At 71.8% G+C, this 23,812-nt stretch carries 22 protein-coding genes; 11 read left to right on the forward strand and 11 right to left on the reverse strand.

Going from position 1 to position 23,812, the window contains the following annotated elements:
- Positions 1 to 168 precede the first annotated feature (168 nt).
- From ABR737_RS30555 to ABR737_RS30565, 3 genes are all read right to left on the reverse strand, one after another.
- Complete coding sequence (locus ABR737_RS30555) at positions 169 to 1,305, reverse strand: HAMP domain-containing sensor histidine kinase (protein ID WP_350253906.1); 1,137 nt, start codon at positions 1,303 to 1,305, stop codon at positions 169 to 171.
- Entirely contained in the window at positions 1,302 to 2,039 is a 738-nt protein-coding gene (locus ABR737_RS30560; protein ID WP_350253908.1) for a response regulator transcription factor, read from the reverse strand. The genes ABR737_RS30555 and ABR737_RS30560 overlap by 4 nt, the downstream gene beginning before the upstream one ends.
- A 72-nt stretch (positions 2,040 to 2,111) precedes the next feature.
- Complete coding sequence (locus ABR737_RS30565) at positions 2,112 to 2,876, reverse strand: spermidine synthase family protein (RefSeq protein WP_350253910.1); 765 nt, start codon at positions 2,874 to 2,876, stop codon at positions 2,112 to 2,114.
- Between the two features lie 243 nt (positions 2,877 to 3,119).
- On the opposite strand from ABR737_RS30565, the gene ABR737_RS30570 reads away from it, so the two are divergent.
- A complete protein-coding gene (locus tag ABR737_RS30570) occupies positions 3,120 to 3,983 on the forward strand; it encodes a rhomboid-like protein (protein WP_350253912.1) in 864 nt (287 codons plus the stop codon).
- On the opposite strand, the gene ABR737_RS30575 is transcribed toward ABR737_RS30570, so the two are convergent.
- Positions 3,977 to 4,546, reverse strand: a complete 570-nt coding sequence (locus tag ABR737_RS30575) for a hypothetical protein (RefSeq protein ID WP_350253913.1) — start codon at positions 4,544 to 4,546, stop codon at positions 3,977 to 3,979. The two genes, ABR737_RS30570 and ABR737_RS30575, sit on opposite strands and share 7 nt — an antisense overlap.
- A 133-nt stretch (positions 4,547 to 4,679) precedes the next feature.
- The gene (locus ABR737_RS30580) at positions 4,680 to 5,195 is read right to left on the reverse strand and encodes a YfbM family protein (RefSeq protein ID WP_350253915.1); all 516 of its coding nucleotides are present in this window, start codon (positions 5,193 to 5,195) and stop codon (positions 4,680 to 4,682) included.
- A 198-nt stretch (positions 5,196 to 5,393) separates the two neighbouring features.
- On the opposite strand from ABR737_RS30580, the gene ABR737_RS30585 reads away from it, so the two are divergent.
- Complete coding sequence (locus ABR737_RS30585) at positions 5,394 to 6,230, forward strand: pentapeptide repeat-containing protein (RefSeq protein WP_350253916.1); 837 nt, start codon at positions 5,394 to 5,396, stop codon at positions 6,228 to 6,230.
- Positions 6,231 to 6,333: 103 nt separating this feature from the next.
- Complete coding sequence (gene lon, locus ABR737_RS30590) at positions 6,334 to 8,790, forward strand: endopeptidase La (protein ID WP_350253918.1); 2,457 nt, start codon at positions 6,334 to 6,336, stop codon at positions 8,788 to 8,790.
- A 161-nt stretch (positions 8,791 to 8,951) separates the two neighbouring features.
- Here lon and ABR737_RS30595 read toward each other — a convergent pair whose 3' ends face one another.
- Positions 8,952 to 9,809 carry a lysozyme gene (locus ABR737_RS30595; RefSeq protein ID WP_350253920.1) on the reverse strand — a complete coding sequence of 286 codons (858 nt, stop codon included), beginning with the start codon at positions 9,807 to 9,809 and terminating at the stop codon, positions 8,952 to 8,954.
- Positions 9,810 to 10,125: 316 nt separating this feature from the next.
- Between ABR737_RS30595 and ABR737_RS30600 the strand changes: the two genes are divergently transcribed.
- Entirely contained in the window at positions 10,126 to 10,617 is a 492-nt protein-coding gene (locus ABR737_RS30600; protein ID WP_350253922.1) for a MarR family winged helix-turn-helix transcriptional regulator, read from the forward strand.
- 242 nt (positions 10,618 to 10,859) lie between these two features.
- Here ABR737_RS30600 and ABR737_RS30605 read toward each other — a convergent pair whose 3' ends face one another.
- Positions 10,860 to 11,705, reverse strand: coding sequence for a hypothetical protein (locus ABR737_RS30605; RefSeq protein WP_350253923.1), 846 nt, complete (start codon positions 11,703 to 11,705; stop codon positions 10,860 to 10,862).
- Between the two features lie 620 nt (positions 11,706 to 12,325).
- Here ABR737_RS30605 and ABR737_RS30610 point away from each other — a divergent pair.
- From ABR737_RS30610 to ABR737_RS30630, 5 genes are all read left to right on the forward strand, one after another.
- Entirely contained in the window at positions 12,326 to 15,319 is a 2,994-nt protein-coding gene (locus ABR737_RS30610) for a nitrate- and nitrite sensing domain-containing protein (RefSeq protein ID WP_350253925.1), read from the forward strand.
- Positions 15,316 to 15,810, forward strand: coding sequence for a roadblock/LC7 domain-containing protein (locus ABR737_RS30615; protein WP_350253927.1), 495 nt, complete (start codon positions 15,316 to 15,318; stop codon positions 15,808 to 15,810). Before ABR737_RS30610 ends, ABR737_RS30615 begins: the two co-directional genes overlap by 4 nt.
- Before the next feature lie 73 nt (positions 15,811 to 15,883).
- Positions 15,884 to 16,285, forward strand: coding sequence for a DUF742 domain-containing protein (locus ABR737_RS30620; RefSeq protein ID WP_350253929.1), 402 nt, complete (start codon positions 15,884 to 15,886; stop codon positions 16,283 to 16,285).
- 37 nt (positions 16,286 to 16,322) lie between these two features.
- A complete protein-coding gene (locus ABR737_RS30625) occupies positions 16,323 to 16,940 on the forward strand; it encodes a GTP-binding protein (RefSeq protein WP_350253930.1) in 618 nt (205 codons plus the stop codon).
- 90 nt (positions 16,941 to 17,030) lie between these two features.
- The gene (locus ABR737_RS30630; protein ID WP_350253931.1) at positions 17,031 to 18,284 is read left to right on the forward strand and encodes a styrene monooxygenase/indole monooxygenase family protein; all 1,254 of its coding nucleotides are present in this window, start codon (positions 17,031 to 17,033) and stop codon (positions 18,282 to 18,284) included.
- A 338-nt stretch (positions 18,285 to 18,622) separates the two neighbouring features.
- On the opposite strand, the gene ABR737_RS30635 is transcribed toward ABR737_RS30630, so the two are convergent.
- The 3 genes from ABR737_RS30635 to ABR737_RS30645 all read right to left on the reverse strand — a co-directional run bounded on the left by ABR737_RS30635 (position 18,623) and on the right by ABR737_RS30645 (position 20,687).
- Positions 18,623 to 18,889, reverse strand: coding sequence for a DUF8847 domain-containing protein (locus ABR737_RS30635; RefSeq protein ID WP_350253933.1), 267 nt, complete (start codon positions 18,887 to 18,889; stop codon positions 18,623 to 18,625).
- Positions 18,890 to 18,925: 36 nt separating this feature from the next.
- Positions 18,926 to 19,666 (reverse strand): TetR/AcrR family transcriptional regulator, encoded by a 741-nt coding sequence (locus ABR737_RS30640; protein WP_350256985.1) that lies wholly within the window; start codon positions 19,664 to 19,666, stop codon positions 18,926 to 18,928.
- 73 nt (positions 19,667 to 19,739) lie between these two features.
- Positions 19,740 to 20,687, reverse strand: a complete 948-nt coding sequence (locus ABR737_RS30645; RefSeq protein WP_350253935.1) for an AurF N-oxygenase family protein — start codon at positions 20,685 to 20,687, stop codon at positions 19,740 to 19,742.
- A gap of 175 nt (positions 20,688 to 20,862) precedes the next feature.
- Between ABR737_RS30645 and ABR737_RS30650 the strand changes: the two genes are divergently transcribed.
- Both ABR737_RS30650 and ABR737_RS30655 read left to right on the forward strand, forming a co-directional pair.
- On the forward strand, positions 20,863 to 21,972 hold the full coding sequence (locus ABR737_RS30650) for a ferritin-like domain-containing protein (protein WP_350253936.1): 1,110 nt from the start codon (positions 20,863 to 20,865) through the stop codon (positions 21,970 to 21,972).
- An 88-nt stretch (positions 21,973 to 22,060) separates the two neighbouring features.
- Positions 22,061 to 22,633, forward strand: coding sequence for an SMI1/KNR4 family protein (locus tag ABR737_RS30655; RefSeq protein WP_350253937.1), 573 nt, complete (start codon positions 22,061 to 22,063; stop codon positions 22,631 to 22,633).
- Between the two features lie 104 nt (positions 22,634 to 22,737).
- Here ABR737_RS30655 and ABR737_RS30660 read toward each other — a convergent pair whose 3' ends face one another.
- On the reverse strand, positions 22,738 to 23,670 hold the full coding sequence (locus ABR737_RS30660; RefSeq protein WP_350253939.1) for an alpha/beta fold hydrolase: 933 nt from the start codon (positions 23,668 to 23,670) through the stop codon (positions 22,738 to 22,740).
- Positions 23,671 to 23,812: the final 142 nt, after the last annotated feature.

Here is a 23,812-nt window from a genome sequence, read left to right on the forward strand (position 1 = left end):
CCCGGATGCAGGCTGGGAGGGTCACTCGTCGCGTACGTCACATTCCCGGACGGGTTTCGGGGCAGGACTTGGCGGGAAAAGCACGAGGTTTGCCTGTGTGCGGGTAGGGGGCATCGCCAGGGGACCCGCACAGAAGTGCTCCCACCACCGACCCTACGTCAGCGGCCGTCAGCTTCGAGTTGACTCCAACCCCGGAAGAGTGACCCGGATCCGGCAACCACGTGGGGATTCGGCCACGCCGATGCGTCCGCCGTGCAGGTCGACGGCCCAGCGCGCGATGGCCAGGCCCAGGCCCGTCCCCCCGTCGGAGCCGGGGCCCGAGGGGGCGGGGCCGCCGCGGTTGAAGCGCTCGAAGACCCGGTAGCGCTCCGACTCGGGGATGCCGGGCCCCTCGTCCTGCACGTCCAGCTCCAGGCTCTCGGGCCCCTCGCCGCGGCGCGCGTGCACCGTGACCCGGCCGTGCCGCGGACTGTGCTTGATCGCGTTGTCGATGAGATTGGCCACGACCTGGTGCAGCCGCTCGGCATCCGCGTGCGCGGTCAGCTCGGGCGGCGAGACATCGAGGTGGAGGTGGACATCCGTACGGGTGTGGGTGCCGGAGCCGGCGACCCCCGACAGCCCCGACAGCGTGGAGGCGCCGCGGCTCATATTGGCCTCCTTGAGCACCCCGGACAGATACGGCCAGACCTCGAAGCGCCGGGCGTGCAGCGGCACCACCCCGTTGTCCAGCCGGGACAGGTCGAGAAGGTGCTCGACCAGGCGGCCCAGCCGCTCGGTCTGCTGCAGCGCCGTCCGCATGGTTTCCGGGTCCGGCTCGCTGACCCCGTCGACGACGTTCTCCAGGACGGCGCGGAGCGCGGCGATCGGGGTGCGCAGCTCGTGCGAGACATTCGCCACGAGTTCCTTGCGGTGGGTGTCCACCGCCTCCAGATCGGCCGCCATCCGGTTGAAGGCGTTCGCCAGGTCGCCGAACTCGTCGCGGCGCTCCGAGCGGACCCGGCGGCTGTAGTTACCGTGCGCCATCGACCGGGTGACGTCCGTCATCTCGTCGAGCGGAGCGGTCAGGCTGTTGGCCACGAACTGGGTGATCAGCAGCGAGGCGATCACCGAGAAGATCGTGATCACCCGCAGCTCGGTGGCCGAGTGCATCGCGACGAAGACCAGCAGCGTGGTGATGATCACCGAGACGCTGACCAGCGCGCCGAGCGCGGCCTTCACCGAGCGGTACGGGTCGAGCGGGCGCAGGCCCTCCCAGACCCGCCGCCCCAGCTCACGCACGGGCGTGTGCCACCGCCGCCGCGTCATGCGGCGGGGGTCTCCAGGGCGTAGCCGACGCCGTGGACCGTACGGATGCGCTCGGCGCCGATCTTGCGGCGCAGCGCCTTGATGTGGCTGTCGACCGTACGGGTCCCGGAGGCGTCCGCCCAGTCCCACACCTCGGCCAGCAGCTGCTCACGGGAGAGCACCGCGCGCGGGGTGTTCGCCAGGCAGACCAGCAGATCGAACTCGGTGGGCGTCAGATGGACGTCAGCGCCGCGCACCCGCACCCGGCGCTGGGCGTGGTCGATCTCCAGCTCGCCCAGCCGGAGGATGCCGCTGCGCGGGGTGTGCGCGGCCAGCGCCGCGCGCTCGACCCGGCGCAGCAGGACGTGCACCCGGGCGGCCAGCTCCCGCATCGAGAACGGCTTGGTCATGTAGTCGTCGGCGCCGACGCCGAGGCCGACGAGCATGTCTGTCTCGTCGTCCCGGGCGGTGAGCATCATCACGGGCACCGGCCGCTGGGCCTGGACCCGGCGGCACACCTCCAGGCCGTCGAAGCCCGGCAGCATCACATCGAGGACCAGCAGATCCGGCTGCCAGGCCTCCGCGGTCTCCACCGCGGCCGGGCCGTCGGTCGCCGTCTGCACCTGGAAGCCCTCGGCGCGCAGCCGGGCCGCGATGGCCTCGACGATCGTCGGGTCGTCCTCCACGACCAGTACCCGGCGCTGGGCGCCCGGCGTGGCGGCGGCGCCGCCCTGCGTTGTCTGAGTCTGGTCCATCGCCCGCCCCTGCATCCCCTGCGTGGTCGCGTATTGCTGGGCAGCAGCGTACGGGCATGGTGTGAGTGTCGGCTACGCGCCCTTCCGCGCGAGATGGACCACGTCAGGGACGCCTCGGACAACGGGGATCTCTTCCGTATGTACCCCGCTGAATCCGGCATTTCGCAAGGCTTCCTCGAAGGCCGGCGAGGGCTGCGCGGACCAGACGGCGAGCACCCCGCCGGGGGTCAGGCGGTCCCGGCAGGCGGCGAGTCCGCCGGGGGAGTAGAGGCTGTTGTTGTCCTCGGTGACGGTCCAGTCGGGACCGTTGTCGATGTCCAAACACAGGGCGTCGTAGGTGTCTTGGCCCGCTGGGGCCCGCAGGTGGGCGACCAGGTCGGTGTGCAGGATCTCGCTGCGCGGGTCGGCCAGCGCCTGTGCCGAGACCGCCGAGAGCGGGCCCGTGCGGTGCCAGTCGATGACCGCTTCCTCGCGTTCGACGACGACGATCCGGCCCCAGCGCGGCACTTCGGCCGCTCTGGCCAGCGAAAACCCGACACCGAGGCCGCCGATCAGCACGGAGGGCCGTACGCGGTCGGCCGGCAGCGCGGCCAGGGCGGCGTCGATCAGCAGCCGCTCCGACCGGCCGTCGGAGGTGTCCATCAGGAAGCAGCCGTTGGCGATGATCTCGTAGACCGTGGGTGCGGCGGGGGCGTCGGAGGTCTCAACTCCGGTTCCTGCGGGGGGTCCGCCCCGCTGTCGCAGCACCACTTCACCGTACGGGCCCTCGCGGCGGTCGAGGGTGCGCGGGGCCTCGGGGAGGCCGGTCGTTGCCTGCGTCGGAGTAACGGGAGCCATGGCGCCATGGTGGCGAATACGGGCCGCGCCGGTCCAACGTCACGGGCAGGGTTCCGCCGTCGGCGGCACGGACGCGACGCCCCCGTGGACAGTTGCCTTATGTGAGGGATATCACTCACACAGCTTCTTCATGGGTTGAGCATGCAGGCTGGTCCGCGACGTAGGACAAGGCAGGGAAACCACGGCCGGGGGGCACGGGCGTGGCTGACCGGATCCGCCAGGGACGGAAGGGGCCTCGGACAAGTGAGCTGGCTGGGAACCGCCGCGAGAGCACGGGCCGATCGCGCGCCGTCCGTCATACCGGGGACGGGCAACGGGCCGGGCGCGGCGCCGGCCGTCCCCCCGGACCTGCTGCCGGGCATCCCCCGGCAGCGCCCCTCCCGGCCGGCCCTCGTGACGGCGGAGCAGGCGGCTCTGCCGGCGCCCCCGCGACGAGGGCCGTGGCGGCTGCTGCCCACTCCCGCCGGCACCCCTTTCACCTTCGGTTACGCCCTTCTCCTCGTGGCCACCTCGCTCTTCGCCGAGTACGCCGACCCGGCGCTGGTCTCCGACCTGCTCCAGGGCTCCAGTACGGACGTCGTCCACCTGGCACAGGCCCCGCTGCTGGTGCTCGTCGCCAGCGCCCTGTGGATCGCGGGCGGGATGACCTCCGCGTACGCCATCGGCTTCCTCTTCGTCCTGACGGCGCTGGAGCGGCGGATCGGCGGGCTGCGCACCGCCGCCGTCTTCTTCGGCGGCCATGCGCTGGCCACCCTCGCCACCGAGCTGCCCGTCGCCTTCTCGGTCGCCGCCGGCCGGCTGCCGGAGAGCTCGCTGCACCGCCTCGACTACGGCATCAGCTTCGGCGTGATGACCAGCATCGGAGCCCTCGCGGGCCTGTTGCCCGCCTGGTTGCGCTGGCCCGTGCTGGCCGGCGTCGGATACGTGGCAGTGACCGATCTGCTCGCCGGCCTCGACCCGATGACCGACTGGGGGCATCTGCTCTCGCTCACCCTGGGGGTGGTGAGCTGGCCGCTGGTGCGCCGCTGGCGCACCCGGCACGCCCGGCCCGCGCCGCTCCTGGGCGGCCTGGGGCATCAGGCGCTGCGGGGCGTGCGGACCTACTGAGCGCCCTCCGGCCGCGGGCTCACGGCCGCGCGGTAGGTATGGGTGATGGCGTAGGCGCAGCCGCCCAGCAGCGCCACGCCGGACAGCACGCCGCTGACGAAGGGCACCCAGGCCACGGCCGAGGTCGCCGCCATGACCAGCCCGGTCACTCCGAGCGCGGTCAGGGCGACGCCGGGGACGGCGATGCTGCGCCGCTTCCAGACCGCCGACAGCGCGACGAAGTGCAGACCGACGATCAGCGCGGTCCAGGCCACGGCGGTCGGCTCGGGGGCGCCCGCGGCCCGGAGCGCGAGATTGCCGCCGATCAGCAGCACCACCTCGGCCCCCACGACGAACGCGAACCGCCCCCGGAACCAGTCCGCCCGCGGACTCCCGGCACCGTCGGCGGGCTGTCCGAGGCGCCCGGCCCGCAGCGCAAGCGTCAGCAGCCCGGCGAAGGTGAGCACCGCGAGCACCCGCAGGGCGATACCGAGCGCGGGATTCAGCGGGGCGTGTGCGTTGGCGACCACGAAGACCGTGCCGAAGAATGCGCCGATGAAGATTCCGGACATCCGCTGCAACATGCGGTGAAGGTAGCAGTCATGACGGGGTGTGAGGAGGCAGACGCCGGGCTTTTCCGCGCGGTCCGCCCGGCCCCGGCCGACGCCCGGCCCCGCCTGAGCCCTGCACCGGCCGTCTCCGGTCCCGGCCGGACCGCTAGCCCAGCCACATGAGCATGCCGTCCCCCTGGTCCGCCGCCGTGCGGAAGAACGGCCGCAGCTGCTCGTAATGCTCGCGCACATAGTCCAGGGACTCGCCCCGCTCCCAGACGATCGACGGGTACACCTCCGCCGCGGCCAGATCCTCCGGGCCGACGCCGTCCGTCAGCCGCTCACCGGATATCTCCGCCAGCGCCCCGGCGGCGGCCCGCACCTGCTCGGGGGGGAGGTAGCGGGGCGGGCCGTAGCCCCAGTCGTCGGCATCCGGGACGGCCGCCTCGCCATGGACGATGTCCACCGGGAAGGCCGCCCGGCGCAGCAGGAACCCGAGCGCGTCCCAGGCCTTGTCGACGTCCATGCAGCGCGCCGGCGCGGACGGCGAAGACCCGTCCGCCTCTGCCTCTGCCTCCGCCTCCATCCACTCGCCGACCAGCTCCAGCGCCCACTCGGGATCGCCCAGGGCGCGGTCGAGTTCGGCCGGGGTGACACATGCGTACTGTCCGATCATGCTCATGGTCCCGAGGCTAGAGGCGACCACTGACAACGCCGGTCGGCGACGGGGCCGTTGCTCTCCCGTTGCCCTCCCGCGGCGAGCGCATCCGGCCGGGCGCGGTGCGCCGCGGCCGCCTGGGAGAATGGCGGCTCCTTCCGAGCGCGGCCTCGTGCGGCGCTTGCCGGCCGCAGGAGTGCACCCGCCTTGTCCCCAGACCGCATGCCATCGACCGACCACGGGCCATCGATTCCGGACACCGCCGACCTCGGCCTGCAGTCCGACTGCGGCAGCTGCTTCGGGCTCTGCTGTGTCGCGCTGCCGTTCGCGGCCTCGGCGGACTTCGCGATCGACAAGGACGCCGGCCGGCCCTGCCCGAACCTGCAGACGGACTTCCGCTGCGGCATCCACACCGACCTTCGCCGGCGCGGCTTCTCCGGCTGCACCGTCTTCGACTGCTTCGGTGCCGGGCAGAAGGTCTCTCAGGTCACCTTCGGCGGACGGGACTGGCGGCAGGCCCCGGAGACCGCCCGGCAGATGTTCGACGTCTTCCCCGTCATGCGGCAGCTGCACGAACTCCTCTGGTACCTGGCCGAGGCGCTGGCCCGGCCGGCGGCCCGTCCGGTGCACGCCGAGCTGCGGGCCGCACTGGAGAAAACCGAAGGCCTCACCCGCGCGGGCGCCCAGGAGCTCACGGCGCTCGATGTGCCGGCCCACCGGGGCGAGGTCAACGCCCTGCTGCTGCGCACCAGCGAACTCGTACGGGCCGGGGTGCCGGGCCGCAAGAAGGAGCGGCGTGGGGCCGATCTCATGGGGGCCCGCCTCAAGGGGGCGCATCTCCGGGGCGCCAACCTCCGGGGCGCCTACCTCATCGCCGCCGACCTCAAGGGCGCCGATCTGCGCACGGCGGACCTGATCGGCGCCGATCTGCGGGACGCCGACCTCAGCGGTGCCGATCTCACCGGTGCCCTCTTCCTGACCCAGTCGCAGCTCAACGCGGCCAAGGGCGACGCGGCGGCCAAGCTGCCGCAGGGCTTGTCCCGTCCCGCCCACTGGTAGCGCGCCGCGCCCGATCGCTCACAGCGAACGCACAGCGGGGAACATCTCCCGGCCCGGCTGCATTGAGTGGGTAAAGCTCAACTTGTTTGCCGAAGGGGAGATCATGGCTTCGACGTCCACACCGCTCACTCTGCCCGTGCTGCCCCTCGATGACGAGGTCGTGCTCCCCGGCATGGTGGTGCCCCTGGACCTGTCCGACGCGGACGTACGGGCAGCGGTGGAGGCCGCGCAGGCCGCCGCCACCCCGGGTAACAAACCGCGGGTGCTGCTCGTTCCCCGCGTCGACGGGACGTACGCCGGGATCGGCACGCTCGGGCGGATCGAGCAGGTCGGGCGGCTCTCCGACGGCGATCCCGGCGCGCTGATCCGGGGCCTGGGCCGGGTGCGGATCGGTTCCGGCACGACCGGGCCCGGAGCCGCGCTCTGGGTGGAGGGCACGACCGTCGAGGAGACGGTCCCCGATCCCCTGCCCGGCGCGGTCGGCGAACTCGTCACGGAGTACAAGGCGCTGGCCACCAGCTGGCTGCGCAAGCGCGGCGCCTGGCAGGTCGTCGACCGCGTCCAGCAGATCGAGGACGTCCCGACGCTGGCCGACAACTCCGGCTACTCGCCGTTCCTGACCACCGAACAGAAGGTCCATCTGCTGGAGACCACCGATCCGGTCGCCCGGCTGAAATTCGCCACCGAGACGCTGCGCGAGCATCTGGCCGAGCAGGACGTCGCCGAATCCATCGCCAAGGACGTCCAAGAAGGCGTCGACAAGCAGCAGCGGGAGTTCCTGCTGCGGCGGCAGCTGGAGGCGGTCCGCAAGGAACTCGCCGACCTGAACGGCGATCCGGAGGACGAGAGCGACGACTACCGCGCCCGGGTCGAGGCCGCCGACCTGCCCGAGGACGTCCGCAAGGCCGCCCTCAAGGAGGTCGACAAGCTGGAGCGGTCCAGCGACCAGAGCCCCGAGGGCTCCTGGATCCGCACCTGGCTGGACACCGTCCTGGAACTGCCCTGGAACGCACGCACCGAGGACGCCTACGACATCACCGGCGCCAGGGAGGTGCTGGACGCCGACCACTTCGGCCTGGAGGACGTCAAGGAACGGATCACCGAATACCTGGCCGTCCGCAAGCGGCGTGCCGAGCGGGGCCTCGGCCTGGCCGGCGGGCCGTCGAAGGGGACCTCGGGCGGCGATGCGGGCCAGGGCGGCGGGCGGCGGGCGGGCGGCGCCGTGCTGGCGCTCGTCGGGCCGCCCGGGGTCGGCAAGACCTCGCTCGGCGAGTCCGTCGCGCGGGCGATGGGCCGGAAGTTCGTCCGGGTCGCGCTCGGCGGCGTCCGGGACGAGGCGGAGATCCGGGGCCACCGCCGTACGTACGTCGGCGCACTGCCCGGCCGGATCGTACGGGCCGTCAAGGAGGCCGGGTCGATGAACCCGGTGGTGCTGCTCGACGAGATCGACAAGGTGGGCTCCGACTTCCGGGGCGACCCGGCCGCCGCCCTCCTGGAGGTCCTGGACCCGGCGCAGAACCACACCTTCCGTGACCACTACCTGGAGGTCGAACTCGACCTCAGCGATGTGGTCTTCCTGGCCACCGCCAATGTCCTCGAAGCCGTCCCCGAGCCGCTGCTCGACCGGATGGAGCTGGTGCGCCTGGACGGCTACACCGAGGACGAGAAGGTCGTCATCGCCCGGGACCACCTGCTGCCGCGCCAGCTGGAGCGGGCCGGTCTGGAGCCCGGCGAGGTGACCCTGGAGGACGACGCGCTGCGCAAGCTGGCGGGGGAGTACACCCGCGAGGCGGGCGTACGGAATCTGGAGCGTGCCGTCGCCAGGCTGCTGCGGAAGGTCACCGCACAGCACGAACTGGGGGAGCGGGAGCTGCCGTTCACGGTCGGCAGCGACCAGCTGCGCCCGCTGATCGGGCGGCCGCACCACACCCCCGAGGCGGCGCAGGACCCCGCCGAGCGGCGCACCGCCGTCCCCGGGGTGGTCACCGGACTCGCGGTCACCGGCGCCGGCGGCGATGTCCTCTATGTGGAGGCCTCGCTCGCCGATCCGGAGACCGGCGCCTCCGGGCTCCAGCTGACCGGCCAGCTCGGTGACGTGATGAAGGAGTCCGCGCACATCGCGCTGTCGTTCCTGCGCTCGCACGGCGCCGAACTGGAGCTTCCGGTCGCCGACCTGAAGGAGCGCGGTGTGCATCTGCACGTACCGGCGGGCGCCGTCCCCAAGGACGGGCCGAGCGCGGGCGTGACGATGACGACGGCGCTGGCCTCGCTGCTGTCGGGCCGGCAGGTCCGGCCGGAGGTGGCGATGACCGGTGAGGTCTCGCTGACCGGGCGGGTGCTGCCGATCGGCGGCGTCAAGCAGAAGCTGCTGGCGGCGCACCGTGCCGGGATCACCACGGTCATCATCCCCCGGCGCAATGAACCGGACCTGGACGACGTACCGGCCGAGATCCTGGACTCCCTGGAGGTCCACCCGGTCGCCGATGTCCGCCAGGTGCTGGAACTGGCGCTGACCCCGGCCGCGAACGGGGCCGCCCCGGAGATATCGGTCGCGGCCTGAGGGGCTCGGTCTGACGGACCCGGCCTGACGGACACGTCATGACGGTCGCGGACCGACGGACGCGGGCGGGAAGCGGTACGGGCCCCTGTCGCACCCGGTGTGCGGCAGGGGCCCGCTCGCGCGTACGGCCCGGGCGTGGAGAGGGGCCGCACGCCCGTGCATCAGCCGTTGGCGAGGGCCTTGAGCCGGTCCAGCACGCCGTTGAAGCGGTTGTGGTCACCGACCGTGGTGCCGGACGAGGTGTACTGCCAGATGGTGTGGAAGCCCCAGCCGGCCGGGAGTTCGCCGGCCGAGGAGCCGTAGCGCGGTATCCACAGGGGGTTGACGGCACCGAAGGCGGCGGAGTTGCCGGTGCACTGCTTCCACCAGCTGGTGGAGGTGTAGATGACGGCGTCCCGGCCGGTACGCGCCTTGTAGGTGGCGAACCAGTCCTTCATCCAGTTCACCAGGCCGGCCGCGCTCAGCCCGTAACAGGTCGCGCCGTAGGGGTTGTACTCCATGTCGAGCGCGCCGGGCAGCGTCTTGCCGTCCCTGGACCAGCCGCCGCCGTGCTTGACGAAGTAGGTGGCCTGGGCGGCACCGCTGGAGGTGTCGGGTGTGGCGAAGTGGTACGCGCCCCGGATCATCCCGGTGTTGTAGGACCCGTTGTACTGCTGCGCGAACGACGGGTTGGTGTAGCTGGTGGACTCGGTCGCCTTGACATAGGCGAAGCGGACGCCGCTGTTCCAGAGCGTCGACCAGGCGACGCTGCCGTTGTGGCTGCTGACGTCCACACCCTCGACGGACGCGAGCGGCGACGCCGGCGGTGCGGTGCCGGCCGCGGTGCCCTCGTGCCGGGCGATCTGGGAACCGGCCCAGTCCTGGCCGGGGTGGCGGGGCTCGGGCGCGCGCCGGGTGGCCGTGGCGCCGGCGGTGCCCGGCAGCCCGAGGAGGAGGGCGAGGACCGCGAGGAGGACCCCGGCCAGGGTGGTGAGGGAGCGTGCGGGTCGGTGGGGGAAGCCGGATCTGAGCACGGACATACGTGCCTCCGAAGATCTCGGTGGGTGACCTGAGGGGGGGAGGAACTGAGGGGGGAGGAGCTGAGGGGGAGGAGCTGACGGCATGGCGCAGGCGTGCGGGCGCGGCGGTGCGACGTCCAGGACGCGCGGCGGACCGTTGACAGCCCGGGCTCTTGTTATGCCCATGCCAGAAGCAACGTACGCGCGTAGAACGGCGTGACAAAAGAGGGGCACCGTGCTGCCGTTGGTCTACTCCTGCGAAATACTGGCCGAGCTGCGGCTTCAGCCGCCGATGGCGGAAACTTTCAGGTGAGGGAAAGCGAGAAGGGGCGCTGACGTGCACAACACCGGAGCCGACGGTTCGGCGGCGGACGGCGAACCAATTGGTGTGGACCACGTATTTCTGGCCCTGGAACGCGAATTGGCGGTATTTCTCCGCCGGGCCCGTGCCTCGTCCGGCGAACTGGCACGAGAGGTACATCCCGACCTGGAGCCCTCCGCGTACGGCCTGCTCGTCCGGCTGGCCGACGCCGGCACCCAGCGGGCCACCGGCCTCGCCGGCTTCTTCGGCGTCGGCAAGGCCACGATGAGCCGCCAGCTGCACGCCCTGGAAAAGCTCGGACTCATCGCCCGCGAGCCGGATCCCGCCGACGGCCGGGCCGTCCTGGTACGCCTCACCGACGAGGGTCGCGACCGCTTCACCCGCGTCCGCACCGGCCGCCGCGCCCAGTACGCCCGCCGCCTCGCCTCCTGGGACCGCACCGAGGTCGCCGAACTCGCCCGCCTGCTGCACCGGCTGAACGCGGAGCAGGAGGGGGAGGAGGTCTGAGGCGCGCCTCCCCCGGGGCGTCGTCCTGCACGGTGGGGGAGCGGGCCGCCTCGCACCCCGGACCCGCACCGCCGTGGTGCCGTTCACCGACGGCGGGAGAAATTTCCCGTCCGCCGGTTTTTTGTCACGACGTCACAAAAACCGGCGCACACGACCCGGTGCCCCATAAGCCCGGCCTCAGAGGATTCACCGCGCCACAGGAATCACGCCGTTAAGCGTCACGCCGTCACGCCGTCGCGCCGTCACGGCGCCACGAAGATCACCGCTGCGTCATCCCGCGCCTTGCCGCGCGGATGCGCCGCGCCCTCCGGGTCCGCCGCCTCCGCCGCCCGGACCCGGTCGATCAGCGACTGCGGGCCCTGCCCGGCCACCAGCGCCACGCAGTCGGCCCAGGAGCCCTCACGGAAGACCTCCGTCCAGCGGCTCGCGCCGTCGCTGAGCGCGGTCAGCGACCGCAGACCGGAACGCGGCACGCTGCCGGACACCGCCCGCGCTGCCACCGCCGGGTCGGCGGCCGCGGTGAAGAAGCCCCCCTCCGCGTTGCGCAGCGCCTCGACCGCGCGGGCGTACTTCCGGCCCGCCGCGGCCCGTTCCGCCGAGCCGCGGGGCAGTGCCCGTACGGCAGCGCGCCGGTCGCGGACCGCGGGCGGCAGCTCGTCCAGCCGCGGGTCGAGCACCGGCTGCGCCGAGCCGTCCGCCCGCTCCAGGAGCAGCACCGAATCGGACAGGACGAGGTACTCGACGGTGTCCCCGGACCACCGTGCGGCGACCACGGTTGCCTGCGGAGTACGGGCGTGAGAAAGGTCACAGGTCGCCCGGTGAGAATCGGCCGTCCGGGAGATGGCCGAGGAAAGAACCTCAGCGAGCGTCATATCCCGGTGTGAAACCGACAGTTCGAGCATTGCGCCACCGAGGCGCGCGGTGAACCACGGCACCGTGTGGCGGCAGCCGTAGTCCTCCTCGGGGGGTGTCACCCCGTCCAGCAGGACGAGGGCTCCGCCCTCGCCGGCGGCCGGCAGGGCGACCGATGCGTAGTCCTCGTTTGGGCGTTGGGGGTCGCCCGGCTCGGTGGCGAGTTCGATGCGCATGGCCGCCAGTCTGCCCCAGGCCCCGGCTCCGCCCCCGGTGACAGGAGCTGACAGCGGCACCGGAGGGTGGCCGGAGCGGCGGCGTACCGGAGGTAAGGACCGCCGGGGCGGCGGCGTGCGGGCGCGCATCCTTCCAGGAGCCGGACGCATCTCCAAACCCGTTCGGGGGTTGGGCGGCGTTGCGGCCGAAAACGTTGGCGCACGGAAGTTGATGGTCAAACTCCGATTGATGTTCACTCGTTCAGGTGGCCGGGCATGTGTTGCCGAGCCACTGCGCGGCGCCGGTGGAATGGTCGTTGCCCGGTCATGGGGTGGGGCCAGGACGTTCGTCGCGACGCGCAGAGCCGGGCTGTTTCCCCTCGCGGAAGTGTGTGCTGCTGCGTCTTCGCGCAGGTCCGCCCCCGTGAGCGGAGAGCGAGCCGGGTCCGCGACGCCATATGGCGTGGACAGGCGAGACAGGAATGCGAGCAGCGGTGCGGAAGATGCGGCTTCGAGGCGGCGCAAGGAAGCCGGGATCACCGGCCGGTTCGGTCTCGGGACCGAATGCGGGCTCGGGTCCTGGTACGGGTCCGGGTATGACGGAGGGTGGCGAGGACCGGACGGGACGGAGTCCCGCACGCGTGCGCAACCGGCTCGTCGGGGCGGTCGCGGTCGTGGCCGCCGCCGTCCTCGGCTCCGGCGTCCCCGGGCTGACGGCCACGGCCGACGACGCCACCCACAGTCAGCAACTGGTCGATCTGGCCGAACTGAACGCGCAGGCCATCGCGCTGGCGCACTCCCTAGCCGACGAACGCGACGGTATGACCGCATACGTCGCCACCGGGCACGGCAGCCGCACGGCCGCGGGACTCGGCAACTCCGTCAACGGCGCCCGGGCCGCCCGGACGGGCGACGCCGCGGCCCTGCGCGCCCAGCGGGCCCGCGTGGACCGGCAGATCGGCGAACTGCGCTCCGAGGCCCAGCACGCCTCGGGCGAGACCGCGGTGTACAAGGCCGCCGCCAAGCTCCTGGGTGCGCTGCCGCAAACCCGTCAAAAGGCGCTGTCCGCGGGTGCATCGGCCGAGCAGATCCATAACGCCTACACCCAGACGATCCAGGCGCTCGGTGCGATCAGCGACGACATCGCCCGTGAGCTGCCCGCCCGCGCGAACTCCGCCGACGCCGACATCCACGCGCTGCCCGCCCTCGGCCGCGCCACCGAACAGGCCGCGAGCACCCGGGCCCTGCTGCTCGCCGCGCTCAAGGCGGGCGGCAGCCAGCCCCGGCTGACGACCCTCGCCCAGGTCGCGAACCTTCGCGAACAGGGCGCGCTCGGCGACTTCCAGCAGGCCGCGAGCCAGGGCGCCAGGGACCGTTACGTCCGCACCGTCAACGGCGAGGACGTCAACACCGCCGAGCGCTATCTGGCCCGGCTCACCGACCAGCCCCGGCTGGACGCCACCGATCTGCGGCTCAGCCGCCAGCGGGTCCAGGCCACGCTCACCAGCCGCATCGGACTGATGCGCGGCGTCGAATCCGCCATGGCCACCGCCGACATCCAGCACCTCGGCGCGCTGCGCGACGACGACGTCACGGAGCTGGAGATCCGCATCGGCCTGGAAGGGCTGTGCCTGCTGCTGGCCGTCGGCGCCGGCGTCTGGGCCGCCCGCTCCCTGACCCAGCCGCTGGCCGCGCTGCGGATCGGCGCCAAGCGGCTGGCCGCCGACCCCGCACACGAGGACCCCCTCACCTACAAGGGCCGCAACGACGAATTCGCCACCACCGTCCGGTCCGTCAATGCGCTGCACGCCCAGGTCGGCGAGCTGGCACGGCGCACCGCCGAGCTGGAGGGCGAGCGCAAGCGGCTGATCAGCGGCCGGCAGCGGCTGGTCGCCGAGCGCGAGGTGCTGCAGGAGCAGGGCGAGGGCCTGAAGGAGGAGATCGCCGATCTCACCGAGCGGCTGGCGGCCCTGCACGCCGGTGTGCACGGCCGGTTCGTCAACCTCTCGCTGCGCACCCTCGGCCTCGTGGAGCGCCAGCTCGGCGTCATCGAGTCGCTGGAGGAGAGCGAGCAGGACCCGGAGCGGCTGGAAACCCTCTTCAAGCTCGACCACTTCGCCGCCCGGATGCGCCGCAACAGCGAGAACCTTCTCGTCCTGGCGGGCGCCGAGCAGTACAGCAGCAACCACCAGGGGCCGGTACCGCTGCTGGACGTGATGCGCGCCTCGATCAGCGAGATCGAGCGCTACGAGCGGGTGCGTATCCAGTCGCTGCCGCCGCACTCCCAGGTCGCCGGATTCGCCGCGGACGACATCAGCCACCTGGTCGCCGAACTCCTGGAGAACGCCACCGCCTTCTCGCCGCCGGACGCCCATGTCGAGCTCTCCGGCTGGCTGCTGGAGAGCGGCGAGGTCATGCTCTCCGTCCAGGACGAGGGCATAGGGATGACCTCGGAGCGGCTGGCCGAGCTCAACGAGCGGCTGATGGACGTCGAAGCCGCCTCGTCCTCCGAGAGCATCGACGAGGCGCTGGGCCTGGGTCTGTACGTCGTGGTGCGGCTGGCCGCCCGGCACGGTGTCCGGGTCCAGCTGCGGGACGCGAAGCAGGGCGGCGTCACGGCCGTCGTCGTCCTGCCCGGTTCGATCCTGCCGACCCGCCCGGCGCCGTCGGCCTCCCCGGCGAGTGCGCCCCAGGACGTGGTGCACAGCCCGGGCCTGCCCGGCTCCGTCGCCGAGGCGAACTCCAACGCGCTGCCGACCCGGGTGGCCCGCAGGGACCCGGCAGCCGTGGCCGGTCCTCCGACCGCCGCCGCGGCTCCGGCCGGTGGGCCCGGCCAGGGCCCGGCCCAGGACACCCCCGCGCCGGCCGGGCAGCCCCACGGCCGGGCGGCCGCACCGGCGGCCGGTCACGACGGCACCCCGGACACGGACCCCGACCCCGCCGCCGACCCGTTCGTCGCCGCCGCGGAGCGCGCGATCGACGCGGCCGGATTCGGCGTGCCGGACGGACCGGCACCCACCGGGCCGCAGCCCGCGGGCCCCACCACGTACTCCGGTTCCGAGCCGAGCCCGTACGGCCCGCAGTCGCCCGGCCCCTATGCCGCCACCACCAGCGGCGCCGGCGAGCACCTCCGGCCCGAGGACGACGCCACCCCGGCGGCGGACCCGGCCGCGAGCCGGTCCGCGGACCGGGCGCCGGACGGCGCCGGAGCACCCTCGTCCGACCCGTACGCCATCGGGCCCGACCAGCACACGGGCCCCGGGACGGACGCGGCACCCACGGACACGGCCGCGGCACCCGCCGACGTGTCCCCGGCCGGAACACCGGCCGACCCACAGACCGCCGCCGCCCCGCCTGCGGGGGAGCGGCGGACGACCTCCATGGGGCTGCCCAAGCGCACCCCGAAGGTCGTGGCGCAGCAACAGGCGCCGACCGCACCGCGCAAGAGCGGTTCGGCCAATGCCGAGGCGCTGCGGCGCCGCCTCGGCGGATTTCAGGCGGGGGCGCGAGACGGCCGGCGCGAGGTCGAAGCCGAGATCGCGGAACGCACAGCGGAGCTGACCATCCCACAGACGGACACCGACGGAGCGGGGGCCCCGGGAGAGAGCCACGTTGTCGAGGAGGCACGCGATTGAAGGCGCAAGCGCCCACTGCTTACGGACAAGGTCTGAGCAGTCAGGCAAGGAATCTGCATTGGCTGCTGACCAACCTGGTCGACGAGGTACCGGGAATCCACTCGGTCGCGGTGGTCTCCTCCGACGGCCTGCTGCTGTTGTCGTCCGACCCGGGCCGGGCGGAGGAGGTGGCACGGCCGGGCGGGGGTGACGGTCCGCGGGGATCCAGCGCGGACCTGGCCACCATCGTCTCCGGGCTGGGCAGCCTCACCCAGGGTGCCGCGAAGCTGATGGACGGCGGAGCGGTCAAGCAGACGATGATCACGATGGACGAGGGCAGTGTGTTCGTCATGTCGATCAGTGACGGCTCGCTGCTCGGGGTGCACGCCACCCCGGACTGCGACATGAGCGTCATCGCCTACCACATGGCGCTGTTCGTCGGCCGGGCCGGACATGTCCTCACCCCCGAACTCCGCAGTGAATTGCGTAAGTCGATGGAGAGCCCCCAGTGAGCGAACGTACTGAGCGAACCATGGAGAGGTGCGCCCCGAGCGAGTGCGAGGGCGGACGAAGCGAGGTTTCGGCATGAGCAGCTCCCGCAAACTCCCCGTACGCAGCGGGGAGCGCAAACCCTCGCGCGTGCGGCCGTACTCGCTCACCGGCGGCCGGACGCGGTTCGGCCATGTCCTGCTCGTCGAGACGTTCGTGGCCGCGCTGGAGGCGCCCGAGGAGCGGCGCGAGCTGACCTCCGGCGGCTGGGGCGACCGGGTGATGCCGGAGATGCGCGCGATCGTCGAGCTGTGCCGCCGGATGCGCTCGGTCGCGGAGATCTCCGCGCTCCTCAAGATGCCGCTGGGCGTGGTACGTGTACTGCTCAGCGACCTCGCCGACCAGGGAAAGATTCGCGTTTACGGCACCGGGCACGGCTCCGACCGGCCCGACCGCGCGCTGCTCGAAAGGGTGCTGAGTGGACTTCACAGGCTCTGACACGATATCGGCCGGGCCCACGGCGACCCCCGGTTCCGTGAGCCCGTCCGACCCGGCGGCCACGGCCGCCGACGCGGGGCTGCAGAGCTGGCAGACGGACCGTTCGCGGGCGCCGATCGCCACCAAGATCGTGGTGGCGGGCGGTTTCGGCGTCGGCAAGACCACGTTCGTCGGCTCGGTCTCGGAGATCACCCCGCTCCAGACCGAGGCGGTGATGACCCAGGCCAGCGCGGACACGGACGATCTGACCGCCACCCCGGACAAGACCACGACCACGGTCGCGATGGACTTCGGGCGGATCACCCTCGACCAGGAGCTGGTGCTGTACCTGTTCGGCACGCCCGGACAGCAGCGCTTCTGGTTCATGTGGGACGACCTGGTGCGCGGCGCGATCGGTGCGATCGTGATGGCCGACACCCGGCGTCTGGAGGACTGCTTCCCGGCACTGGACTACTTCGAGAGCTGCGGACTGCCGTATGTCGTCGCGGTCAACCACTTCGAGGGGACCGAGGCCTTCGCCGTCGAGCATGTGCGCGATGCGCTGACCGTGCCGCCGCACGTGCCCGTTGTGATCATGGACGCGCGGAAGCGGGTCACGGTGATCGAGTCGCTGCTCGCGCTGGTCGGCCACGCCCTGGAGACCGCGCCCGAGTAACCGGCCCCCGTACGGGGCCACGGCCCCGTGCGGGCCACCCTCCCCCCTTCCCCTCCCCGAACACCAGCAGTAGCAGAGAAGAGTGCCGCCATGCGGAAAATACTCGTCATCGGAGCCGGCCAGTCCGGTCTCCAGCTCGCCCTCGGCCTCCAGTCCCAGGGCTACGAGGTCACCCTCATGTCCAACCGCACCGCCGACGAGATCCGCGCCGGCCGGGTCATGTCGACGCAGTGCATGTTCCACACCGCGCTCCAGCACGAACGCGACCTCCAGATCAACTTCTGGGAGAACCAGGCCCCGCGCATCGAGGGCCTGGGCGTCTCGGTCGCCGCCCCCGGCAGTCACGAGTCCCCCGAGGGCTCGCAGCGCGCCATCGACTGGGTCGGCAAGCTGGACGGCTATGCCCAGTCCGTCGACCAGCGGGTGAAGATGGCCGGCTGGATGGAGACCTTCGCGCAGCGCGGCGGCCAGCTCGTCATCCACGGCGCGGCCGTCTCCGACCTGGACTTCTTCGCGAGCCGCTACGACCTGACGCTGGTCTCGGCCGGCAAGGGCGAGCTGGTGTCCATGTTCGGCCGGGACGCTTCCCGCTCGCCGTACGACACCCCGCAGCGCGCGCTCGCCGTCTCCTACGTCCACGGCATGGGCCCGCGCCCCGAGCACCCCGACTTCGAAGCGGTCCGCTGCAACCTGGTGCCCGGCGTCGGCGAGCTGTTCGTCATGCCGACGTACACCACCTCCGGCCGCGCCGACATCCTCTTCTGGGAGGGCATACCCGGCGGTCCGCTGGACGCCTTCCAGGGCGTGAAGGACCCCAACGAGCACCTTGCCCTGACGCTGGAGCTGATGGAGAAGTTCCTGCCCTGGGAGTACGCCCGCGCCACCAAGGTCGAGCTGACCGACGCCAACGGCACGCTGGCCGGCCGCTACGCCCCCACCGTGCGCAACCCCATCGGCCGGCTGCCCTCCGGCGGTCTGGTGCTCGGTGTCGCGGACGTCGTGGTCGCCAACGACCCGATCACCGGCCAGGGCTCCAACTCGGCCTCCAAGTGCGCCGCCTCCTACCTGGCCTCCATCGTCGAGCACGGTGACCGGCCCTTCGACGCGGAGTGGATGCAGGGCACCTTCGAGCGCTACTGGAACACCGCCCAGCACGTCACCAAGTGGACCAACGCGATGCTGGCCCCGCCGCCGGAGCACATCCTGAACCTCATCGGCGCGGCCGGCCAGCTGCAGCCCGTCGCCGACCGCTTCGCCAACGGCTTCAACGACCCGTCCGACTTCGAGAACTTCTTCTACGATCCGGACAAGACGAATGCGTATCTGGCTTCTTTGACGGGCTGAATACCGCCTGCGGCGGGGGCTGTCTTCCCGCGTGGGTGGGTGGCACCGCCGTGCTTGTTCCTCCCCGCCTTCGGCGGGGAGGGGGTGTTTTTGCGGGCTGCCGCCGCGGCGCGTGTTTGTGTTGTGGTGCGGTGACGGGCCTCCGGCGGTGGGGTGCGGGACTGTTTCGCTTTACGCTCCGCTGCGCTTCGCCTTTGCTCTTTCTCGGAGCCTGCGGAAGCAAAGCCCCGCACCCACCGCCTCCGGCCCGTCCCCTCGCGTGGGTGCGGCGGTTGTCCGTGGGGGAGTGGTGAGGGGCGGGGGCCGCGCCGGTGTGTGGAGTGCGGCTTATGTGTGGCTCAACGGGGCTTGCGCCAGGGCCACTTGGGGCCGTCGTCCGGCGCCTTGCCCTCCGGGGCGTACTCGTACTTCCAGCCGCTGGGCAGGCCCAGGCGGCCCACCCGTGCCGGGACGCGGCGGTAGACATGGACCGTCGGCGGGCGGCCGTCGTCGTGCGGCACCGGGACCTCGTACGTCTTCGGCGGCCGGCCGGTCATGCCGACCAGGACGGGGAGGACCCGGCCGTCCAGCGGGCCCCCGACGAAGAGGGTGTTCTCGCTTCTCACGTCCTCAGTGTCACACCGCTACGGCCGGGCGGCCGGTCACAGCAGATGTCCGGCGTCGCTCACGACGGGCAGGATGCGGCGGGCCAGGACACCGGCCGGGCCGTCGGCAGTCTCCAGCTTCAGCGCCGCCCGGGTCACCCGCGCGGTCTGCGGGTCCGTGGCCGCGGTGGCGGTCAGCAGCGCGACGAAGTGGTCGACCAGCCAGTCCCGCAGCTCGTCGAGGGCCGGCTGCTTGTCCTCGTCCAGCCAGATCAGCGAGGCGGCCTCGACGGCGGTGATCCACATGCGGACGGTCATCCGCAGCCGCAGGCCCGGCTCCGGCTCGCCCAGATGCCGCAGGATCTGGTCGGCGGCGGCGCGCCGTACCTCGTCCACGATCGCGGACGTACGGGTGGTCTCCACGACGCTGCCGCCCTGCAGCAGCGCGCTGAACCCTGCGTCGTGCTCGTCGACGAAGGCCAGATAGCGGTCCAGCGCGCGCGAGAGCCGGCGGGTGAGCGGTCCGGTCTCCGGCTCGGCGAAGCAGCGCTCCAGGACGTCGGCCGCGCTGCGCAGCGCGGCCTCGTACAACTGCTGCTTGCCGCCGGGGAAGTAGCGGTAGACCAGCGGGCGGGAGACCTCGGCGGCGGTGGCGACGTCGTCCAGCGAGACGTCCTCGGGCGCCCGGTGCGCGAACAGGCCCAGCGCGGCGGTGAGCAATTGGCTGCGGCGCTGCTCGACGCTCAGCCTGCGGTAGGCGGGTCGGGGTACTGCTGGGGCGGTGCCGCTGCCGTTCATGAACAGCAGCGTAACCGCCCCGGGTTCCGCCTCGCACAGGTGCTCGGGGGGTACGGGTTCCATGCCGGGGGCTTCAGGCCAGCAGTCCCGAGCTGCGCCACAACCTGCGGCCCACTCCGCGCAGTACGCCGATCTCGTCCAGGAAATCGGTCAGCCGCCGGGCGCCGGACTGCATCACCTCGCGGCGGTGGCCGCTGGCCTTGACCTGGGCGACGGCCTCGCGCAGGTCCAGGCCCACGTGGGTGTAGACGGCCGGGTTGACGAAGGCGAGGGAGAAGACCCGGGCCGCCTCGCCGGAGCTGATGCGGGTCAACTCCCGCTCCCAGCGCGGCGCGGTGACCATCTGGCGGCGCAGCTCCTCACGGGCGTAGCGCACATGCCGGGCCTCCTCGACGACATGGATGCGGGTCACTCCGCGCACGATCGTCTGCACCCGCTCGTCCGGGAACGTCAGCCGCTGCATCCAGTCCAGGATCTCCTCGCCGAGCAGGGTGCAGGCGAACGAGCCCGGGGTGGTGGAGACGGTCTTGAGGACCCGGGCGAGCTGGTGGTTGAGCCGGGAGACCGGGTACGCCGGCGCGCCACCCTTCTGGATCATGCGCGCGAACATCTTGGAGTGCCGGCACTCGTCGGCGATCTCGGTGAGGGCGTAGCGGACATGTGCGCTGGTCACCGGCTTGTCGTAGATGTGCCGGACGAGCAGCTGCATCAGGATGATCTCGAACCAGATGCCCAGCGAGGCGAGCGAGGCGGCCTCGTGCCGGGAGAGGTCCTGCTGCTGTTCGACCGACATCCGCTTCCACAGCGGGGTGTCGTAGAGCGAGACCAGCTCCGGCGGCCAGAACCACTTGCCCTCTTCGAGGGGGGCGTCCCAGTCCAGTTCGGTGTCGGGGTCGAAGGAGTGCTTGGCGGAGGAGTCGAGCAGCCGCTCGGCGACCTGCTCCCGGTCCTTGAGCAGGCCGAGGGCGTCCCGCAGGACCTCGGTGTCCGTCGCGGTCATCTCGGTGGGTGCGCTCGTCATGGCTGTGGCTACCTCGCTAGTGGGTCAGGGCCGGCCCGTGGTCACCTCTTATGAGACTGCGTGTCAGTAAGGGCGTCAATCCCCTGCGCACGACTTATTGACCCGTCGGTAAGAAACGTGTGAGCCTGCCAACGACCGCCCACGACAAGGCGTTTGGCGAGCCGAGGAGGCGTCCGTGCCGACCCGAGATCTCTACGTACAGGACCCTGGCGACCCCGTGTGGAAGGTGCCCGCCTCCGGTGCGGCACGCTTCAGCTGGGACTACGACGACGGGCGCGACCGGCTGCTGGCCCTCTACCAGAAGGGCAAGGACAAGCAGTGGGACGCCACCCTGCGGATCGACTGGGGCCTGGAGGTCGACCCCTTCGACCCGCTCGGCACCCCGGACGAGTCGATGTCCCTGTACGGCACCAGGTACTGGGACAAAATGACCGAGAAGGACCGCGGGGAACTCCGGCAGCACTACACCTCCTGGCAGTTCAGCCAGTTCCTCCACGGCGAACAGGGCGCCATGGTCTGCGCGGCACGGATCGTGGAATCCGTCCCGGACCTCGACGCGAAGTTCTACTCCGCCACCCAGACCATGGACGAGGCGCGCCACGCCGAGATCTACAGCCGCTTCCTCCAGGAGAAGATCGGGATGCTCTACCCGATCAACGACAATCTCCAGGCCCTGCTCTCCGACACCCTCAAGGACTCCCGCTGGGACATGCCGTACCTCGGCATGCAGGTGCTGATCGAGGGCCTGGCGCTGGCCGCCTTCGGCATGATCCGCGACACCACCACCAAGCCCCTGCCCAAGCAGATCCTCGCCTACGTCATGCAGGACGAGGCACGCCATGTCGCCTTCGGCCGCATGGCGCTGCGCGACTACTACAAGCAGCTCACCGACGCCGAACTGCGCGAACGCGAGGAGTTCGTCATCGAGGGCTGCTACCTGATGCGCGACCGCCTGCGCGGCCTGGAAGTCCTCGAAAACTTCGGCATTCCGCACGACGAAGCCGCCGAATTCACCGAGAGCTCCGAATTCCTGCACCTCTTCCGCAAGCTGCTCTTCAGCCGGATCGTGCCCTGCGTGAAGGACATCGGCCTGTGGGGCGAACGTCTCCAGCGCGCCTATGTGGACATGGGCGTCTTCGAGATGGGCGACTCCAACCTCGATCTGCTCATGGCCGAGGACGAAGAACTCGCCGAAAGGCTCGACGCGGAACGCTTCGCGGCCGAGGAGGAGGCCCGTACGGCGGAGGTCGCGGCGGCCATCGCGGAGGGCGCGGACGAGGCCTGAGCGGGCGGTGGATGTCAGACCCCTGTGCTGTCGTTGACGCAGTGACGTCGGGCAACGTCCGACGGCGTTCGAAGCGAAAGGGCAGTGCATGAACCGCGAGCAGTGGCGGCCGTTCCTGAAACGCTGGAGCGAGGAGTGGATCGCCGGGCACGACCGCGAGGGGGACGGGCCCCTGGAGGACGCGGTCGTACGGGACGGGTGGCTCGGGTTCGCCCCGGCGGGCGCGGACGAGGTCGCGGCAGCCGAGGCCCGCCTGGGCCGGCCGCTGCCGCCGTCGCTCCGCGAGTTCCTGCTGACCACCAACGGGTGGCGGAACACCGGGTTCTTCATCTACCGGCTCGCGGGCGCCTCCGAGCTCGCCTGGCTGGCCGACAGCGATGAGTCCAGCTGGATCGAGGCGTACAGCGACACCGAGTTCGCCGACGAGGACGAGGGCGAAGAGCCCGAGGGCGAGATCCTTGCCCGCGCCCTGTGCCTCTCTCTCGACTGCGACGGCGCGGTGATATTCCTCGACCCCGCGGACGTCGACGAGCGGGGCGAATGGGCCGGCTACTGGCTCGCCTCGTGGTCGGGGGAGGGGCCGAAGCGCTTCGGCTCCTTCCATGACCTGATGTGCGACCAGTACACCTCGTTCCGCCGCCTCCGGGACCGGCGGGCGTAACGCGGGTCCGCGGGGACGCCGCGAGGGCGGAGCCGTTGGCGGTGGCACGGCTGCGGGGCCGTGCCGTCCGTGAGCCGGTGGTGGGGAGTCCCGTACTCGGCGGGTTACGGGGCCGTGCCGTCCGCGAGCCGGTCGTGCAGGAAGTCCCGCACCCGGCGGCCGAGTTCGCCGGCCTGGCCGTACGGCATGGAGTGGTGCCCCACGCCCGCCACGGTCCCGATCCGTACGCCTGGCGTCCGTCCGGCCCGTGCGGCGACCCGGCGCAGAGCGTGTGCCCGGCTCTGTTCCGCCAGCAGCACCAGGGTCGGCACCGGCGCTCCGCCCGGCCCGGCGACGCCCGGACGCGGCCCCGTGACCACCTTCGCGGTACGGAACTCGGCACCGCCCAGGCCCATCAGCCGCACCAGTTCCGGCGCGGGCGGCGCACCCCGCGTCTCCCACTCCAGAAACCGCCGGGTGCTGCGCTCACCGGGCCGTACGAACAGCGGCAGTGCGTGCAGCAGGTACGAAAGACGGAACCCGGCGAAACACTGGGTGGGATCGAGCAGCACCAGCCGTTCCACCCGGTTCGGCGTCCCGGGGGAGCCGGAGGGCTGTCCCCCGGCTGCGTGCACCGCGTAACTCAGCGCGAGCCAGCCGCCGTACGAGTGCCCGAGCAGCGCGGCCGACTCCAGTCCGAGGCCGCTGAGCACGCCGTCGAGCCAGGCGAACAGATCCTCCGGCCGCCGGATTGCCCGTCCGGAGTGCACGCTGAGTCCCGGTGCGCCGATCTGGTCCACGGCATGGACCCGGTGCGTACGGGCGAGCGCGGCGACCTGGGCGTACCAGATGGCCGAGGTCGTGCCGCCGCCGTGCAGCAGTACCAGCGGCGGGGCGCCGGCCGGCCCGCAGACATTGACCCGGGTGCTGCCGAACTCCGACAGCAGATCGAGCCGTTCCACCGGGACCGGCCAGAGCGCCATGGCCTGCTCGTAGGCGGCACGAAAGGCGGCGGAGGGGGAGTGCGCGGGAGAGCGTGGGGCGGGCGCTGCTGTCATGGTGCACCTCCGGGACGAGGGGAGCGGGGAACGAGGTGGAGCGGAGAGCGAGATGGAGCGGTGAACGAGGAGCCTCAGCAATACCTCGTTCGGCAAGTATCTCGGTGAACGAGGTAATAATGCAGGAGTCCGGCACGGGACG

Source organism: Streptomyces sp. Edi2, assembly GCF_040253635.1.
Lineage (GTDB): Bacteria > Actinomycetota > Actinomycetes > Streptomycetales > Streptomycetaceae > Streptomyces.

Coding starts and splice junctions, on each gene's coding strand:
- ABR737_RS30640 (WP_350256985.1), bottom strand. CDS start 19,666: ATGAACGGCAGCGGCACCGCCCCAGCAGTACCCCGACCCGCCTACCGC.
- ABR737_RS30575 (WP_350253913.1), bottom strand. CDS start 4,546: ATGTTGCAGCGGATGTCCGGAATCTTCATCGGCGCATTCTTCGGCACG.
- ABR737_RS30630 (WP_350253931.1), top strand. CDS start 17,031: ATGCGGAAAATACTCGTCATCGGAGCCGGCCAGTCCGGTCTCCAGCTC.
- ABR737_RS30655 (WP_350253937.1), top strand. CDS start 22,061: ATGAACCGCGAGCAGTGGCGGCCGTTCCTGAAACGCTGGAGCGAGGAG.
- ABR737_RS30555 (WP_350253906.1), bottom strand. CDS start 1,305: ATGACGCGGCGGCGGTGGCACACGCCCGTGCGTGAGCTGGGGCGGCGG.
- ABR737_RS30620 (WP_350253929.1), top strand. CDS start 15,884: ATGAGCAGCTCCCGCAAACTCCCCGTACGCAGCGGGGAGCGCAAACCC.
- lon (WP_350253918.1), top strand. CDS start 6,334: ATGGCTTCGACGTCCACACCGCTCACTCTGCCCGTGCTGCCCCTCGAT.
- ABR737_RS30560 (WP_350253908.1), bottom strand. CDS start 2,039: ATGGACCAGACTCAGACAACGCAGGGCGGCGCCGCCGCCACGCCGGGC.
- ABR737_RS30605 (WP_350253923.1), bottom strand. CDS start 11,705: ATGCGCATCGAACTCGCCACCGAGCCGGGCGACCCCCAACGCCCAAAC.
- ABR737_RS30660 (WP_350253939.1), bottom strand. CDS start 23,670: ATGACAGCAGCGCCCGCCCCACGCTCTCCCGCGCACTCCCCCTCCGCC.
- ABR737_RS30645 (WP_350253935.1), bottom strand. CDS start 20,687: ATGACGAGCGCACCCACCGAGATGACCGCGACGGACACCGAGGTCCTG.
- ABR737_RS30580 (WP_350253915.1), bottom strand. CDS start 5,195: ATGAGCATGATCGGACAGTACGCATGTGTCACCCCGGCCGAACTCGAC.
- ABR737_RS30595 (WP_350253920.1), bottom strand. CDS start 9,809: ATGTCCGTGCTCAGATCCGGCTTCCCCCACCGACCCGCACGCTCCCTC.
- ABR737_RS30585 (WP_350253916.1), top strand. CDS start 5,394: ATGCCATCGACCGACCACGGGCCATCGATTCCGGACACCGCCGACCTC.
- ABR737_RS30565 (WP_350253910.1), bottom strand. CDS start 2,876: ATGGCTCCCGTTACTCCGACGCAGGCAACGACCGGCCTCCCCGAGGCC.